Source organism: Parabacteroides johnsonii DSM 18315 (assembly GCF_025151045.1).
In the GTDB taxonomy this organism is placed as follows: domain Bacteria; phylum Bacteroidota; class Bacteroidia; order Bacteroidales; family Tannerellaceae; genus Parabacteroides; species Parabacteroides johnsonii.
On sequence record NZ_CP102285.1, the window covers coordinates 2187185 to 2204333 of the forward strand.

The 17149-nt window shown below is 45.7% G+C and carries 16 protein-coding genes; 5 read left to right on the forward strand and 11 right to left on the reverse strand.

Translation table 11 applies throughout. From position 1 onward, the window contains the following. The first annotated feature begins 8 nt into the window (after window positions 1–8). The 3 genes from NQ564_RS08920 (at window position 9) to NQ564_RS08930 (ending at window position 3181) form a co-directional block, all read left to right on the forward strand. Window positions 9–1004 (forward strand): NAD(P)H-dependent glycerol-3-phosphate dehydrogenase, encoded by a 996-nt coding sequence (locus NQ564_RS08920; protein ID WP_008150315.1) that lies wholly within the window; start codon window positions 9–11, stop codon window positions 1002–1004. A 10-nt stretch (window positions 1005–1014) separates the two neighbouring features. Next, window positions 1015–2358 carry a glucose-6-phosphate isomerase gene (locus NQ564_RS08925; RefSeq protein WP_008150317.1) on the forward strand — a complete coding sequence of 448 codons (1344 nt, stop codon included), beginning with the start codon at window positions 1015–1017 and terminating at the stop codon, window positions 2356–2358. Between the two features lie 88 nt (window positions 2359–2446). Continuing rightward, window positions 2447–3181, forward strand: coding sequence for an HAD-IA family hydrolase (locus NQ564_RS08930; RefSeq protein WP_008150319.1), 735 nt, complete (start codon window positions 2447–2449; stop codon window positions 3179–3181). Window positions 3182–3273: 92 nt separating this feature from the next. Here NQ564_RS08930 and NQ564_RS08935 read toward each other — a convergent pair whose 3' ends face one another. The 7 genes from NQ564_RS08935 to NQ564_RS08965 form a co-directional block, all read right to left on the reverse strand. Further along, complete coding sequence (locus tag NQ564_RS08935) at window positions 3274–4161, reverse strand: sugar phosphate isomerase/epimerase family protein (RefSeq protein WP_008150320.1); 888 nt, start codon at window positions 4159–4161, stop codon at window positions 3274–3276. A gap of 120 nt (window positions 4162–4281) precedes the next feature. Further along, on the reverse strand, window positions 4282–5481 hold the full coding sequence (locus tag NQ564_RS08940) for an ABC transporter permease (RefSeq protein ID WP_008150322.1): 1200 nt from the start codon (window positions 5479–5481) through the stop codon (window positions 4282–4284). 12 nt (window positions 5482–5493) lie between these two features. Beyond that, window positions 5494–6696 (reverse strand): ABC transporter permease, encoded by a 1203-nt coding sequence (locus NQ564_RS08945; RefSeq protein ID WP_008150324.1) that lies wholly within the window; start codon window positions 6694–6696, stop codon window positions 5494–5496. After that, window positions 6697–7710: an HlyD family secretion protein gene (locus tag NQ564_RS08950; protein ID WP_008150326.1), complete on the reverse strand. Its 1014-nt coding sequence runs from the start codon at window positions 7708–7710 to the stop codon at window positions 6697–6699. 32 nt (window positions 7711–7742) lie between these two features. Then, complete coding sequence (locus tag NQ564_RS08955; RefSeq protein ID WP_008155455.1) at window positions 7743–9128, reverse strand: TolC family protein; 1386 nt, start codon at window positions 9126–9128, stop codon at window positions 7743–7745. Between the two features lie 226 nt (window positions 9129–9354). Then, complete coding sequence (locus NQ564_RS08960; RefSeq protein WP_008150330.1) at window positions 9355–9954, reverse strand: Crp/Fnr family transcriptional regulator; 600 nt, start codon at window positions 9952–9954, stop codon at window positions 9355–9357. 2 nt (window positions 9955–9956) lie between these two features. Then, entirely contained in the window at window positions 9957–10862 is a 906-nt protein-coding gene (locus tag NQ564_RS08965; RefSeq protein ID WP_008150332.1) for a hypothetical protein, read from the reverse strand. Window positions 10863–10960: 98 nt separating this feature from the next. Between NQ564_RS08965 and guaA (NQ564_RS08970) the strand changes: the two genes are divergently transcribed. Beyond that, on the forward strand, window positions 10961–12481 hold the full coding sequence (gene guaA / locus NQ564_RS08970) for a glutamine-hydrolyzing GMP synthase (RefSeq protein ID WP_008150333.1): 1521 nt from the start codon (window positions 10961–10963) through the stop codon (window positions 12479–12481). A gap of 63 nt (window positions 12482–12544) precedes the next feature. Next, complete coding sequence (guaA, locus tag NQ564_RS08975) at window positions 12545–13852, forward strand: glutamine-hydrolyzing GMP synthase (RefSeq protein ID WP_008150335.1); 1308 nt, start codon at window positions 12545–12547, stop codon at window positions 13850–13852. A gap of 27 nt (window positions 13853–13879) precedes the next feature. On the opposite strand, the gene NQ564_RS08980 is transcribed toward guaA (NQ564_RS08975), so the two are convergent. From NQ564_RS08980 to NQ564_RS08995, 4 genes are read right to left on the reverse strand one after another with little or no spacing between them, the layout of a single operon-like run. Beyond that, complete coding sequence (locus NQ564_RS08980; RefSeq protein ID WP_008150337.1) at window positions 13880–14440, reverse strand: sugar O-acetyltransferase; 561 nt, start codon at window positions 14438–14440, stop codon at window positions 13880–13882. Between the two features lie 9 nt (window positions 14441–14449). Further along, window positions 14450–15148 (reverse strand): 16S rRNA (uracil(1498)-N(3))-methyltransferase, encoded by a 699-nt coding sequence (locus NQ564_RS08985; RefSeq protein WP_005642156.1) that lies wholly within the window; start codon window positions 15146–15148, stop codon window positions 14450–14452. A gap of 49 nt (window positions 15149–15197) precedes the next feature. Next, window positions 15198–16520: a NupC/NupG family nucleoside CNT transporter gene (locus NQ564_RS08990; protein WP_008150341.1), complete on the reverse strand. Its 1323-nt coding sequence runs from the start codon at window positions 16518–16520 to the stop codon at window positions 15198–15200. Further along, entirely contained in the window at window positions 16517–17149 is a 633-nt protein-coding gene (locus tag NQ564_RS08995) for a bifunctional nuclease family protein (RefSeq protein WP_008155449.1), read from the reverse strand. Before NQ564_RS08995 ends, NQ564_RS08990 begins: the two co-directional genes overlap by 4 nt.

A 17149-nucleotide genomic window follows, 5' to 3' on the forward strand; every position in this document is an offset into this window, starting at 1 on the left:
GTAATACTATGAAGTTGCCCGGAAAAATTGCAATAATGGGAGGTGGTAGCTGGGCTACCGCCTTAGCCAAGATTGTACTTTCTACACAAGATAGTATTAACTGGTATATGCGTCGGCCAGACCAGGTGGAAGAATTTCTGCTGCTGGGACATAACCCCAGCTATCTTTCCGCCGTTAAATTTGATACTGACAAAATCAAATTCTACACGGATATCAACGAAGTAATCAAAGATTCGAACACCTTGATTTTCGCCACCCCATCTCCTTTTCTGAAACAACATTTGATGAAGGTGACGACTTCCATGCAGGACAAATTCATCATTTCGGCCATCAAAGGGATCGTTCCGGACGAAAACATGCTCGTTGCCGATTATTTTGCCGAATACTACAGTGTCCCGATCAACAATATCGCTGTTATCGGGGGTCCGTGCCATGCCGAAGAGATCGCTCTCGAACGGTTGTCCTACATCACGCTGGCCTGCCCGAATATCGAGAATGCACGAGCTTTCTCTTCCGTATTCAAGAACCAGTATCTGAACAACTCCTGTTGCAAGGATGTTACAGGTATTGAATATGCTTCCGTATTGAAAAACGTATATGCCATCGTCGCAGGTATTTGCCACGGCATGAAATATGGAGATAATTTTCTGGCTGTTTTCATCTGCAACGCGATCGAAGAGATGCGTAACTTCCTTAACGCCGTACATGGCCTGGAACGAGATGTAACAGATTCAGTATATCTCGGTGATCTTCTGGTAACCGCATATTCCCGCTTCAGTCGGAACCGTACATTTGGAACTATGATCGGAAAAGGCTACTCCGTCAAAATAGCCCAGCTAGAAATGGAGATGATCGCCGAAGGATATTACGGAACAAAATGTATCCATGAGATAAACGAAAAATATAAAGTAAACATGCCGATTCTGGATACTTTATATAGTATTCTATACGAAAAGAAATCGCCGACTACCGCGATACGGCAGTTGACTGAAACATTTAAATAATAATGTAAATATGAAGAACATCAGTCTTAACATTGACAAAGCACTGGGTACCGTAACGAAAGAACAGGTGTATGCTCAGGCTGCAAAGGCTAACGAATGTAATGCTACTTTACAGAATGGTAATGGAGCAGGTAACGACTTTTTAGGTTGGTTGCACCTACCCTCTTCTATTACAGATGCTGAATTGACAGATATCGAAAATACAGCTAACGTACTTCGCTCCAAATGTGAAGTTGTTGTTGCTATCGGTATCGGCGGTAGCTATTTAGGAACAAAAGCAGTGGTAGAAGCATTGAATAACAGCTTCGACTGGTTACATACGGACCGTAAAAACCCAGTTCTGGTATATGCCGGACACAACATCGGCGAAGATTACCTGTACGAACTTTGCGAAATCTTGAAAGGCAAACAGTTTGGTCTGATCAATATCTCCAAATCAGGTACGACAACCGAACCGGCTCTGGCTTTCCGTATGCTGAAAAAGCAATTGGAAGACGCCGTTGGTAAAGAAGAAGCAAAACACCGTATCGTCGCCATCACGGATGCCAAAAGAGGGGCTCTCCGCACGCTGGCTGACCAGGAAGGCTACAAAACATTCATTATCCCCGACAATGTCGGCGGCCGTTTCTCTGTACTGACTCCGGTTGGTTTGCTGCCTATCGCCGTTGCCAGTATCAGCATCCGCGAGTTGGTTGCTGGAGCCGTTTCAATGGAAAAAGCAACAGACGTAAGCGTTCCTTTTGCAGAAAACATGGCGGAAATCTATGCTGCTACCCGTAATGAATTATATAAGAGTGGCAAGAAAGTTGAAATCCTCGCTAACTTCCACCCGAAACTTCACTACATCGCTGAATGGTGGAAACAGTTGTACGGTGAAAGCGAAGGTAAGGACGGTAAGGGTATTTTCCCTGCTTCCGTCGATCTGACAACCGACCTGCACTCTATGGGCCAGTGGATCCAGGATGGTGAACGTACGATCTTCGAAACCGTTATCTCTGTTGAAGAACCGAATCACAAAGTGGTTGTCCCGACAGACGAAGCAAACCTGGACGGCTTGAACTTCCTCGCTGGCAAACGTGTGGACGAAGTGAACAAGATGGCAGAACTGGGCACTCAGTTGGCCCATGTAGACGGTGGTGTTCCTAACTTGAAGATCACAATGCCGGAAGTAAGTCCTTACTATATCGGCCAGTTATTCTACTTCTTTGAAAGAGCTTGCGGTATCAGCGGTTATATGTTAGGTGTAAACCCGTTCGACCAACCGGGTGTAGAAGCCTATAAAAAGAACATGTTCGCCCTGCTGAACAAACCAGGTTACGAAAAGGAAAGCGAAGCGATCCGCGCACGGTTGTAATCAGCAATCACATAGCACAAACAATTTTCAGGCACGACCCTTTCAAAAGGATCGTGCCTGAAAAATATCTATTAGTAAGCATAAAAAAATGATTCAAGAAGCAATCGCCCGATATCTGCAAAAGCAGCAACAAACTTTCCTTGCTCCCAAGGCCGTACTTTTCGATATGGATGGTATCTTGTACGATTCCATGCGTTTTCATGCCCGTGCCTGGTACGAAACAGCTACCCACCACCAGCTGATCTCCACCCCGGAACTATTCTACTTGTATGAAGGCCGGACAGGTGAAAGCACGATCAACGAGTTATACCAAAAGACTTTCCAGAGGGATGCGACCGATGAGGAAAAGAAATCCATCTATGAAGAAAAAGCAGTCTTATTCAATCAATACAACGATGGAAAGGCAATGCAAGGAGCGGCCGAAGTACTGAAAGAAGTAAGAGCCTCCGGCTTACAAACACTTGTCGTAACCGGTTCCGGACAACATAGCTTGATCAACAAACTGGAACATACCTACCCTGGCTATTTCAAACGGGAGAAGATGGTGACGGCCTTTGACGTGAAGTTAGGTAAACCTCATCCAGAACCCTATCTAATGGGGTTGGAAAAAGCAGGTGTCAAGTCTCACGAAGCTTTTGTCGTAGAGAATGCTCCGATGGGTGTACGAGCAGGAGTTGCTGCAGGGATCTTCACGATAGCGGTCAATACCGGCCCTTTGGATGACCGGGTTTTACTCGATGCCGGCGCCGACCTGCTTTATCCCAGCATGACAGCTTTGGCGGAGGATTGGAACAACCTGATGAATATAATCAAGGTCTCTTAAATAAATTAGAAATGTATCAAAAAAACCAGGTACGCGTTCATCCGCATACCTGGTTCTTTTTTGATACATTTAAAAACTATACAAACTACTTCTTACTTTACATAATCCGCCTTGTTCAGGTAATCATAGCTCTGCTGGACACTGGCAACCGGATCGTTTTGGGTATACTGTTCAACTTCAACATACCAGTCTTTGATGTTGTTGGCATACATCTGATCAAAAATAGGTTTGAAATTCATTTTACCACTGGCACCGATTTCCTTTTCGTCTTTGATATGGACTGCCTTGAACTGGCTCGGACGATTTTTCAGGTAAGCAACTGGATCACCACCGCCTTCCTGTACCCAATATACATCCATTTCAAAGAATACATGGTTCGGACTTACATTATCCAGCAAGAAGTCGTAGATCAACTGGTCTTCGATTTTACGGAATTCAAAAGCATGGTTATGGTAACCAAATGCAATGCTGGCAGCTGCTGTTTTATAGCCGACAGTGTTGAAATAGTCGCAATACATTTTCAAATCGTCCAAAGTCGTCTGATCGGTAACCGGCATCCAAGGTTGAACCATATATTTGACACCTAATTCATTATGGGCATCGATAGCCTGATCCCACCAACTCATCACTTCGGCTTCTTTTTCCTTTGTGAAAGCTTGACCTAAATGAGCGCTCGTACATTTCATGCCCAAGTCATTCACCATCTTCTTGAACTCAGCCGGAGCCAAACCATAGATCTTACCATTGTCGTAGCTGGCTGTTTCAAGATTCTTATAGCCCATCTTTGAAGCTGTTTCCAATACCTTCTGAATTCCTTCTTCTTTTACAAGGTCTCTTAAGGAATATAGCTGAAGCCCAATATACTTGGAGGACTCGGAAGCTGACGCTTTTCCTGCACAAGAAGATAACAACTGAGGCATCACCATACCCCCTGCGAGCATTAACGAAGCTCGCTTTAAAAACTCACGTCTGTTCTGCATAGTACTAAAAAATTAAGTTTGCTTTGAGAATTTCTACAAAAGTAAAACTATATTCGGTGGATTCTAACATAATAACGTTAAAATCATCAAAACGGAGTCATAAAACTTTCTTATCCCATGTCAAGCACGAGAACGGATAATTTGGAAACGGTAAATTATGAGGGCCAGTACGAAGTAAATACCAGCCTGAATCCATAACGTATGATATTCATGTACCACCTCATTCAATGTCGCCCCGCAAGTATTGATACGGATAAATCCTTGGATACCCGGTGTCGAGGGAAACAGATATCCTACAGCCTGCCAAAACGGAGGAATCGCTTCTTTCGGCCAAGAAACGCCGGAGATGAATATCAGGATCACAGATGTAAAGACAAACACCAACATAGGCGCCTCGCGGGTCGTCATAAAACCGGACAACGTCATAGCAAAGAAGATCGAGGCAAACAGGTACGGCAAAATGAACAGCAAGATCGTAACCGGATCGCCCACCTGAGGCAGGGAGAAGAGTTTCGGCACAACAGCCAATACCCAGATGCAGACAACCACATAAATCAGGATATAGGTCAGAGACTTGCCAAGCACGACACGCAAGGTTCCGCTAAAATGCCGGCTGACCGGGACAAGGCTATGAAAACGATTCTTCTCGCGTGCCGTCCCCCCCAACATCCCGATCCCTAAAACCAATGTTTGCTGAATGACCAAAATCAGGATAGCCGGAACCAAAAAACTGGCAAAGCCATTTTGCGTATTAAAAAGGGTCACAGACTCATAGGGGATCGGGTTAACCGTTATCTCCTCCTGTTTTGCCGATGTACCCGGGACACTATGCATCCGTATTTCTTTCCCCAAGTCGAGCGACACTTCCGTCGCCGCCAGCAGGAACGCCTTATAAAACAAAAGGCTACTCATATCGCAATACAGGGGAACGGTCGTCTGCTTTCCCGTATGCAAATCCTTACTGAACTCGGCCGGGAAATAGAGGATTCCGTAGGCTTCCTTCCGGTCCAACATCCGCTTCGCCTCCTCCATATCCGCCCGAACAGCGACCACCTCGACATCAGGCGTAGCATTCACACGACGGGTAAACTCGCGACTCAGATAAGAATCAGACTGATCCACAACCACCATCTTCGCCTCGTGCACCACTTCATTATTATAAATGAAGGAATAGAGCAACGGATAAGCAAAAGGCACCAGAAAAAAGAAAATCAGCACGCCTTCGTCTTTGAAGACATTTTTCAACTCGTCCTTCCAGATGTAAAAGGTATCCAAGATCCCTTCCTTTATTATATATCGTAAACGATGTTCTTTTTTCATTACTTTCTGTTTTTACGGAATATATTTAAAGTACAGCAACGCTTTCTTCAGGTTCTTTCCGATCAAAAAAGGCAAAACGAGAAAGCCCGTTAGCCAGGCATATTCGGTCCAGCTATAGAAGAAAGACCTTCCATTCAATGCCTGGTCGACATAGATCAGAAAATAATGCCGGAGAGGGAACAGGTCGGAAAGCGCCTGTAAAGTAGGGTCCATCCCGAACACCGGGAAAGAGAATCCGACGATAGAAAAAGCGATCATCCCGAACAAGCAAGCGAAGCTCAGCCCTAAACGGAAAGTCGGCAGCACCCCGATCATGAAGATCCCGACCGCTTGTGAAGCAATCACCAACAGAAACAGAGCCGACAACATGGGTAGCCAGCCACTATTCAACGGGAACGAATTGAACCCATACAAGGCAGCCGCATACAAGAATGCCACGATCGTAAAAATCACCGTATGAGGCAATATCTTTCCTATAAGGCTCACCGTAAGAGAGTTTCCACCCATCGACAACCATTCGCGAGCCGTCGAGTATTTGATCTCGGAACCGATGCTCAACACCGTCACCAAGAAAATCATCAACTGCAAAACACCAGGCAAAAGCGTGTTATTCAGATAGACCGAATAGTTAAGCCAAGGATTCCCGATCGCGTGCGTGTCGATCACGATCGGCTGGAGCTGCGCCATAATCTGGTCTTCGGTATAGCCATGCGCCAGTCCCGTCTGAAGCCCGACCGAAGCACCAGCTAAGACGGACATGGTTTTCATATCCCGGAACAGTAGGGATGCGGCAATAAGATAAGTCCCATTCGTATAAAACGACAGCTTGGGCTGCCAGCCTGCCGTCGCATCTACACCGAAATCCTTCGGGATATAAAAGATGCCATACACTTTCCCTTCCTGCATCGCTTGGCGAGCCTCCTCGAACGAAACAGTCGTCAGCACCACCTTCGTCTGCTCGAAAGCATCCAACTGCCGGACTAAGTTACGGGAGTTGGAAGAACCGTCCAGATCTACAACCGCAACAGGCATATCGGTCGGCAAGCCCTCCTTCATCAACGAAAGGAAAAAAACGACACAGATAGTCGGAGCCACTAACATACAAAAGAAGTAGATCGGGTCTTTACAAATCCTGAATATCTCACGCTTTGCAATTGACAATTGACAATCGACAATTGACAATTTTGGGGAACTATTTAATTTTTCATCATTCATTTAATCTTGTTCTTTAATTGTCAATTTTTTAATGACTGACATTCCGGGACGTAAATCAGCCACCTTCTCCACCGGGCGGGCACGCACCTCGAATGTCTTGGAGTCGAACTGTCCGTTCGTTTTCGTCGCTTTCCAGGCAGCGTATGTGCCCATATCTTTCATATAATAGACTTTCAATTTAACCGGTCGGTTATCCAACGCCGGGATAAAAGCGTCTAATTCGGAACCAATCTTGATGTCTTTCAGATGGTCTTCACGAATACTGAAAGTCACCCACATATCGTTGAGATCGGTGATATTCATAATCGGAGCACCCGTACCGACCAACTCGCCCACTTCCGGGAAACGTTCGGACACTTCTCCGTCGATCGGTGAGACAAGTGCCGCTTCCTTCAAGTAGGATTCCACTTCGGCAACCGCTCCGCCGGCCTGTTGCACAAGGGCGGCGGCGGCGGCCTTATCCTCCGTACGGGCACCGTCAACAGCCATATCATACTGGGATTTGGCGGCTTTTTCGGTAGCGACCATTGCCTTGTAATTGGCTTCCGCCTCATCACGTTTCTGGGCGGACATTACCCCTTTATCGAACAAGTTTTGTACGCGTGTATATGACTTCTGGGCAATATCCAGTCCAGCCTTCGCCTTTTGCCACATTTCATACGCACCCGCTATCTCTTGTGCGCGAGCTCCCTTGATAGCCTTTGCATTCTGGGCTTCGGCAGCACGCCGCACAGCCTCCGCTTGCTGGAGCTTGGCAAGGACTTCGGGCGTATCCAAAAAGACAAGCGTGTCACCCGCTTTCACCTTATCGCCTTCACCGAAACGATACGCTTCGATCCGTCCGGGCACTTTACCCGAAATACGAACTTGCGTAGCTTCCGCCTGCCCCATAATGATATCATCCGGCGGTGTCAGTAAAAAGAAACCGGTTAATGCGACTAATCCTACCACACCTAAAAATGTGATAAATGCCAATAGCATATTATTGATCGAAAACTTCTTATCCTCGTTCATAAGAGTATGTATTATGATTTATTTTTTAATTTTTAATTCTCAACTTTTAATTTTCCCATTGCTTTTGTCAAGTAGACTTCCGTCAATTTCACCTCTATCTGCGCATCTATCAGGCTGGAACGAGCCGATACCCAAGCTGTCTGCGCCTGCATCAAGTTAAGAGCTGGGATGACGCCTTCCTCAAATCCGAGGTTGGCATGACGAAGATTCTCTTCCGCATTCTCCATATTACGGGTGGAGGCGATCAGTTTCTTGTTCGCTTCATTGACCTTGTAGACGGATTGGTTGACCTGCAATTCCACCTTCTCGCGGGCATCCTGCAACTCCAACGACTTGATGCGTGTCTCGGCACGAGCCGAATTGCGCTTATAACTTCCCTCCCACCAGCCGGAAAGCGGAACTTTCACCATTACACCGACATTGAACATCCCGGCAAATTCATTTTTGAAGCCATTCATGGAATTAGGGTTCGTGACTAAATAATTCGCCATAAATGCCACATTCGGCAACATATCCGACAAAACGATCCGTTCCTTCCGCTTATAAATCTTAGTCGCCAAGTCAAGGCTTTTCAACTCGTTACGATTCATAAAGGCTTCGTTTACATCGGCAGCCGTAATGGAGGGTTCCGTCGGGAAATCCTCAATATCTTCATCAACCAAAACAAGTGGTTCCTCCAATGGCAACCCACATATCTGTGCTAATAACATACGGGAAAGGGCCAGACCATTATCTACTTTCGTCTGCGCCATCTCGGCCTCGTTCAGTTTGACTTTGACAGAGAGCCCGTCAGCTTCGGTCGCTACTCCCTCGTTGATCATCGCCGTTATATCATGATCGGTCTTGCGAAGTAAATCGACATAGGCATCGGCCAACTTCTTCTTATTTACCAAAGAAATCACCTGCCAATAGGTTTCATCGGTTTTATAGATGACCTCCTGCAATTGCTGGTCATTCATCGACTCGGCCAATTGTTTGGCGTACTTGGTAATCTGATTGTAATTGATAATCTTGCCCCCCATAAACACAGGTTGCACAAGTGAAACGCTTCCCACCCAGATATTCTGAATGTCGAGGTGTTGCAAGTCGTCCACCCCTTCCATCAACTTTCCAAACACCGGCAATTGGGCGATCGGTCCGAGAGCCCCTCCGATAGAAGCGCCGAGTGCTCCCATATCCAGCAGATTGATATCTTTTTGGTTCCACATATACGCGCCAGTCGCCGAAAGTTGAGGAAAATATTTGGTGAAAGCGGCGTTTTTCTCATAGCCGGCCATTTTAATCTTTTCCCCCGAGATCTTCAACTCTTTGTTGTTCTGAATAGCCAATTCACGACATTCCTCCAGCGTCAATGTACGCCCGGCACTTGCATAGCCCGACGAAACCAGTAATGCGACTAATACGACAAATCTCTTCATCTTTATCTTGTTTTATTCGGATTCTTTCCTAAATAGTGCAAAAGTACTGGTTCGCTTTAAATATACAATTGAACTAATTCAATAATTGCTTTCTTATATATCCGAGGAGATATAATTTCACCTTTCTCCAAACAGTGAAAATAAATTTTCCACCGCATGAAAATTTATTTTCCCGTTATAGAAAATTTATTTTCATGCGGTGGAAACTACTTTTTCATTGCCTATTTTAAGTGAATGAAAGAACTTTCCGCTTCAACTTGCAATACCAAGCATTGCTGATTCCCATATAATGGGCGATGTACTTATCAGGAACTCGATTGATCATCCAAGCATAGTTCGTGTAGAGGAACTGAATGAACTCTTCCGCCGTAGAGGAGAGGCGGACGGCCAACAAGACATCCAATTTATAGATGATCGTCAGCATGATATTTTGATAATAGGAAGCGAACAAGGGGTAACGGAACGAAAGGCCCTCAATATGGTCGCGGGAGAAACAGAGCAACTCGCCGGCTTCAAGTGCCTTGATCTCGAATTCGGAAGGCTGCTTGGTAAAATAACCGATGGCGGAAAGGAACGGGAACATATTATCGGCCGCAAAACCGGTGACACATTCAGTGCCGTTCTCGTTTACATATAGATTGATGAAAAGGCCTTTATTGATGAAATAAGCGTCCTGACACAACTCGCCTGTACGCAACAGATAATCCCCTTTTTTCACAGAGATTACCTTTGCGTTTTTTTCCAGTTCGCCGAGAAAAGCTTCATCACGAGCGAGAGCTTCCGGAAGGTCGGCAAGTAGTCGCGCGAAATGGACATCCGTTTCCATTGCTATTTTTCGAGTGTGAAACTTTTACGGCCGATCAGGTTACCATCAGCAAATATATCGACCCGATATGTGCCTGGAGAAAGGAACTCTTCGATATTCCAGTACATCGTAACCGGCAATTCCTCACCGTCATATTCTACCAGCTTCTTCATAGAGTAATTGATTTCTTTTCCTTCGAAGGTAAAAACATCGGCACGGCTCTTCAACAGGATATCGTCGTCCGGCTTCATGATGCGCACATAAATCGTCTTCTCTCCGACCGGAGCTGTAATGTTTTTGCCGATCCGGAAGTCCACGACAAATTGTTCCATTTTCTTGATCACCTTAGCCTTCTTTCCACGGCCATTGACAGGGGTTACATTGATGCCCGTCGCATCCAGCCGGCTTGCCAGAGTGACACGTTCCGTCAGTTTCTCTTTTTCCTTCTTCAAAGTGGTCGCTGTAGAGGAAGCCTGTTTGTATTTCTTTACCGCTTCGTTCTTCTCCTCTTTCAACTGTTCGTTGGCGCGGTTCAGGGAGTCGATCTGGACTACATAGTTACGCATGATCTTACGCAATGTCTGCAATTCCTTCTTCAGACGGGCAATCTCTTTCGTATTTGTCGCCTTTACGGTACGAAGTTCTTCCTGTAAGCGTTGTACCTTGGCTTGCTCGGTAGACAATAGGTTCAGCAACGAGTCGTTACCTATATTAAATTTATATCCTTCATATTGGAGAGACAATTCATTAAATTCATCTTCTAATGATTCTTTATCCAGAACATAAGCTTGTTCCAGCTCCTCCATCTGCTGTTTTTGATTAAATATATAGTAGACAGCACCGACAATAACCAACAATAATACAACTACTGCCATGATCAGCAGCGACATCTTATTTATTTCTTTTGTTTCTTTCTTTTCAGCATCCATACGGTTACGATTAAAAATGAACACGCAAAGGTAGTAAAAATGATTTAAGTTCCGAATATTTTCCCTACCTTTGCCGCATCAATTAAATAATAATTTGCATGCACGAGAAACTTATTATTCTTGATTTCGGCTCGCAAACAACTCAATTAATCGGGCGTAGAGTCCGCGAGTTGAATATGTATTGCGAGATTGTCCCCTACAACAAATTCCCCCATGATGCTACAGATGTAAAAGGTGTTATCCTTTCCGGAAGTCCCTATTCCGTATATGACGCCAATGCGTTCAAAGCTGACTTAAGTGAAATACGCGGTAAATATCCCGTATTGGGAATCTGTTACGGAGCCCAATTCCTGGCTTATACATCCGGCGGAAATGTCGAACCGGCCAACTCCCGCGAATACGGACGTGCCAACCTGTCGTATATCGCGGGTACGGACGAATTACTGAAAGGTATCAATGTAGGTTCGCAAATCTGGATGTCCCACGGAGACACCATCACGGTCCTCCCCGAAAACTTCAAAGTAATCGCCAGTACGGACGATGTAAAAGCAGCGGCCTATCACGTGGAAGGCGAACAAACTTGGGGCGTACAATTCCACCCGGAAGTGTTCCACTCGACCGATGGTACTAAACTATTAGACAACTTCCTGAATATTTGCGGATGTGCTAAAGACTGGACGCCGGCATCCTTTATCGAATCGACTGTCGCCGAACTGAAAGAACAGTTAGGAGACGACAAAGTAATCTTAGCGCTTTCCGGCGGTGTGGATTCTTCGGTTACAGCCGTTTTACTACACAAGGCTATCGGCAAGAACCTGACTTGCATTTTCGTCGATCACGGCTTGTTGCGTAAGAATGAATTTGAAAACGTGTTGAAAGATTACGAACACCTGGGACTGAACGTGATCGGAGTCGACGCCAAAGAGAAATTCTATAAGGAACTGGCAGGTGTCAGCGAACCTGAAAAGAAACGTAAGATCATCGGCAAAGGTTTTATCGATGTGTTTGACGAAGAGGCCCACAAGTTGAAAGATATAAAATGGTTAGGCCAGGGTACTATTTATCCGGACGTAATCGAGTCGCTATCCATTACCGGGACCGTTATCAAGAGCCATCATAATGTAGGCGGTCTGCCTGCCAAAATGAACCTGAAACTGGTCGAACCGCTACGCCTTCTGTTCAAAGACGAAGTACGTCGTGTCGGTATGGAGTTAGGTATGCAACCACATCTGATCAAACGTCATCCGTTCCCCGGTCCCGGTTTAGGTATTCGTATCTTAGGTGATATCACCCCTGAAAAAGTACGAATCTTGCAAGAGGCTGACGATATCTATATGTCACTGATGCGCGAATGGGGCTTGTACGACAAGATCTGGCAGGCCGGAGTAATCCTCCTTCCGATCCAGTCTGTAGGTGTCATGGGTGACGAACGGACCTATGAAAATACAATTGCCTTGCGTGCCGTAACCTCGACGGATGCCATGACGGCCGACTGGGCACAACTCCCATACGAATTTCTTGCGAAAGTTTCCAACGAAATCATCAACAAGGTCAAAGGCGTAAACCGCGTTGTCTACGACATCAGTTCGAAACCGCCTGCAACGATCGAGTGGGAATAATCGTCCTAATATCTGCATTCAAAGTATAACAAAATTGTAAAATCAATAAAAAATAAAAGTCGTATGAAACAAGATATGATTGTTATTCTGGATTTGGGCAGTCATGAAAATACTGTGCTGGCACGGGCAATCCGCGCATTGGGTGTCTATAGCGAAATCTATCCGCACGACATTACGGTTGAAGAACTCAAAGCACTTCCGAATGTAAAAGGTATCATCATCAACGGTGGTCCTAACAATGTGATCGACGGTGTCGCCATCGATGTGAATCCGGCAATCTATTCGGTTGGAATCCCTGTTATGGCCGCCGGTCACGACAAGGCTCTCTGCGAAGTTAAATTAGGCGAATTTGCCGATGATATGGAAGCGATCAAAGAAGCGGTAAAGCCATTTGTATTCGATACTTGTAAAGCCGAAGCGAACTGGAACATGACAAATTTCGTCAATGACCAGATCGAACTGGTAAGACGCCAGGTTGGCGACAGAAAAGTATTGTTGGCTCTTTCTGGCGGAGTCGACAGTTCCGTTGTTGCCGCATTGCTTCTGAAAGCTATCGGCGACAAGTTAGTTTGCGTACACGTCAATCATGGTTTGATGCGCAAAGGTGAATCGGAAGATGTTGTTGAAGTTTTCAAAAACCAGTTGAATGCAAACCTGATTTATAAAGACGTTACGGACCGTTTCTTAGATAAGTTGGCTGGTGTTGCCGATCCGGAAGAAAAACGAAAAATCATTGGTGGCGAATTTATCCGGGTCTTTGAAGAAGAGGCTCGCAAACTGGACGGCATCGACTTCTTAGCGCAAGGCACTATCTATCCCGATATTGTGGAAAGCGGTACAAAGACAGCCAAGATGGTAAAATCACACCACAACGTAGGCGGTCTGCCCGAAGATTTGAAATTCGAATTGGTCGAACCATTGCGCCAATTGTTCAAGGACGAAGTTCGCGCTTGCGGTCTCGAATTGGGTTTACCCTACGAAATGGTCTTCCGCCAGCCGTTCCCTGGCCCTGGTTTAGGAGTACGTTGCTTAGGTGCTATCACACGTGACAGACTGGAAGCGGTTCGCGAAGCGGATGCCATCCTGCGTGAAGAATTCCAGAAAGCCGGATTGGACAAGAAAGTTTGGCAATATTTCACCGTTGTGCCTGATTTCAAATCCGTAGGTGTACGCGACAATGCCCGTTCTTTCGACTGGCCTGTTATCATACGTGCCGTCAATACGGTAGATGCCATGACGGCTACTATCGAGCCCGTCGATTGGCCTATTTTGATGAAGATCACGGACCGTATCCTGAAAGAAGTCAAAAACGTCAACCGCGTTTGCTACGATATGTCTCCGAAGCCCAATGCGACAATCGAGTGGGAATAAGATAAAAAGGAAACATTACAAAAAGTATTATCCGTCTATTCGCTTGATCACCTGGCAAGGGTTTCCGACAGCAAGTGAATAGGCGGGTATATTTTTTGTTACTACGCTACCGGCTCCGATCACCACGTTATTACCTATCGTAACACCAGGAAGGATGATCGCTCCGGCACCGATCCAGACATTATTTCCGATCGTGATCGGGTAAGCATACTCCAAGCCCTTGTTGCGATCGGATGCGTCCAATGGATGTCCTGCCGTATAAATGCCGACATTGGGGGCGATAAAAGCATTATCTCCTATACGAACCTTTGCTCCGTCCAATATAACCAGATTGACATTCGCATAAAAGTTCTCTCCTACTTCTATGTTATACCCGTAGTCACAAGTAAAAGGAGGCTCGACGATCAGGTTCTCCCCAGTCTTTCCCAAAAGCTTTTTCAGAAGTTCCGTCCGCCCGATCTGCTCGGAAGGACGTAAATGATTATAATCATAAAGCAGCTCTTTTGCACGCTCACGATCCGCCAATATTTCAGGATCATAATTAGCATCGTACAACAGGCCGAGACGGCATTTTTCTTTTTCGGTCATTGTTTATTATTACTGATTCAACACATGTATCGTATGGCAAGCGACCAATGCTGCCGTTTCCGTACGCAAACGACTTTCGCCTAATGAAATGGGTTCAAATCCACATTTTAAGGCAAGCGCTATTTCTTCGGGACTGAAATCGCCTTCCGGACCGATCAAGACAAGTGCGTTTTCTCCCGGATGATACGTTTGTTTCAAAAGAGGTTTTACCCCTTCCTCGCAATGGGCAATAAACTTACGACCGGCAAAAGGCAGACTAACGAACGTGCGGAAATCGGTCATTCCGTTTAGTTCCGGCAAAGTCGCTTTCTGTGATTGCTTCATTGCACTGACCAAAATCTTTTCCAAGCGGGCAGGCTTAATTTCCTTCCGTTCGGAAAAACGACAGTTCAAACAAGTAATGGCATTGATACCGATCTCGGTCGCTTTCTCCGCAAACCACTCCATACGGTCCATATTCTTGGTCGGAGCCACTGCTATATGAAGATTGAAGTTCCATAAAGCAGGCTGTTCCCACTGTTCCAGAATATTCACTTCGCAATGCTTAGGATGGGCACGGCTGATTGCCGCTTTAAAAAAAGAACCTTTACCATCCGTCAACAAAATCTCGTCACCTTCAGTCAGCCTGAGTACACGAATACAATGCCCGGCCTCTTCTTCCGGAAGCTCTGGGTTCACAGCTATCTCCGGCGTATAAAATATCTGCACTTGAATAAATTAAAAGTTGAAAGTTAAAAATTAAAAGATTTCCCCATTGTCAATTGACAATTAACATCATTCCTATTATCGTAGCCGAAAGTACCGATACCAACGCACCGGCAATCATAGCCGGAAAGCCAAAACGGGTGATCAGTTCCCTCTTTTCGGGAGCCAACACGCCCATCCCTCCCAGCAAAATACCGATAGACGAGATATTTGCAAAACCACATAAGATATAGGTAGACATTAAAATAGATTTCTGATACAGAAACAAACCGGCATCTTTCCATTCCTGTAACTGGAAATAAGCGACAAACTCGTTTAAAATGGTTTTTTGTCCCAACAAAGAACCGACCAGCATCACATCCTGATAAGGAACTCCGATCAGCCACATAAAAGGAGATAGGATCACTCCCAATATAAACTGGAATGTCAGTCCTTGAGCCTTCCCGCCTGTAATGGATACGATCCAGTCATTCAGTCCGGTATAGCGTCCGATCACACCCTCCAAAATATAATTGGCAAGTGCGACCATTGCTATGAATACAAGCAACATCGCTGCGATATTCACCATCAGACGTACCCCCGTCGACGTACCGGCAGCCAACGCATCCAATACAGTGGAATGCTGTCCGACCTTCTCCATCTTCACCAAGCGGTCGTCGACCTTTTCTGTTTGCGGACAAAGAATTTTAGCCAGAACAATAGAACCCGGAGCAGCCATCAGCGAGGCCGAAAGCAAATGTTTCGCAAACAAAACCCTCGACACAGGATCACCTCCCGCCAACATACCGATATAAGTTCCCATCACCGTTCCGGCTATCGTCCCCATCCCGGAAACCATAACCAGAAATATTTCCGACCGGTTCATCGCCGGTAGATAATTCTTGATCAAAACAGGTGACTCCGTCATTCCCAAAAACACATTGCCGGATGTGACCAATCCTTCGGCTCCGGAAATATTCATGAAACGCCGTAGCAGCCAAGAAAAACCTCCTACTACGCGCTGGATAATCCCCCAATAATAAAATAAGGAAACCAAGGCCGAGAAAAAAATCACCACCGGAAGTGAGTTCAACAAAAAGATAAACCCTTCACTTTTAGTTACCAACGGCCCTAAAAGAAAAGTGACCCCAGACTGAGTAAAATCCATCAACTTAATAAAAGCCTTGCCCACCCATTCCAGAGCAATTCCGACTACAGGGACATACAATACGGCAAGAGCAAAGACAAACTGCATAAACAATCCGCCCCCCACCAATTTCCAATCGACCCGTTTCCGATCGTAACTCATCAGGTAAGCAACCCCCAACACCGTAGCAATCCCTACTATACCACGTAAAAAAGACTCAAGACTAAAACCAAGTTGTTGTTCTATCATCTGGACCTGCCCTCCTCTTCACGACGCCGGATTTCATCCTTGTACATCTTTGCATACTCGTAGTTCTCATCGGCGACCGCATCGTCCAAACGATCCGACAATTCATCGGCATCCAAAAGAGAAAGCCATTTTTTCAGCTTTGTTTCATCGTGTATTTCCTCCGGTTCCAGAGCCAATATAGAATCATCATCATCCCTGTCTTTCTCTTCTGTGGCATCTTCAAGCACGACTCCACATTCGCGGACAATCTCAGGTGTCGTATAGATATCGCATTTCACACGCAAAGCGATAGCGATAGCATCGGAAGTACGTGAATCCAAGCGGATCTGTTTTATACCATCCTCAAAAAGCAGTTCGGAATAAAACACACCATCTTCAAACTTATAGATGAAAACCTCACACAAACGAACACCGAATGCCTGTGCAAAGGTAGCAAACAAATCATGCGTCAAAGGGCGAGGAGGCGTGATGCGTTCCAAAGCGATCGCAATCGACTGGGCTTCCGACGTCCCGACAATAATAGGTATGCGGCGAGCCCCATCCTCTTCTGCCAGAATCAAGGCATAAGCACCTGACTGTATCTGGCTGTTCGTTAAACCTTGCACCCGTAGTTTTATTCTTGTATCCAC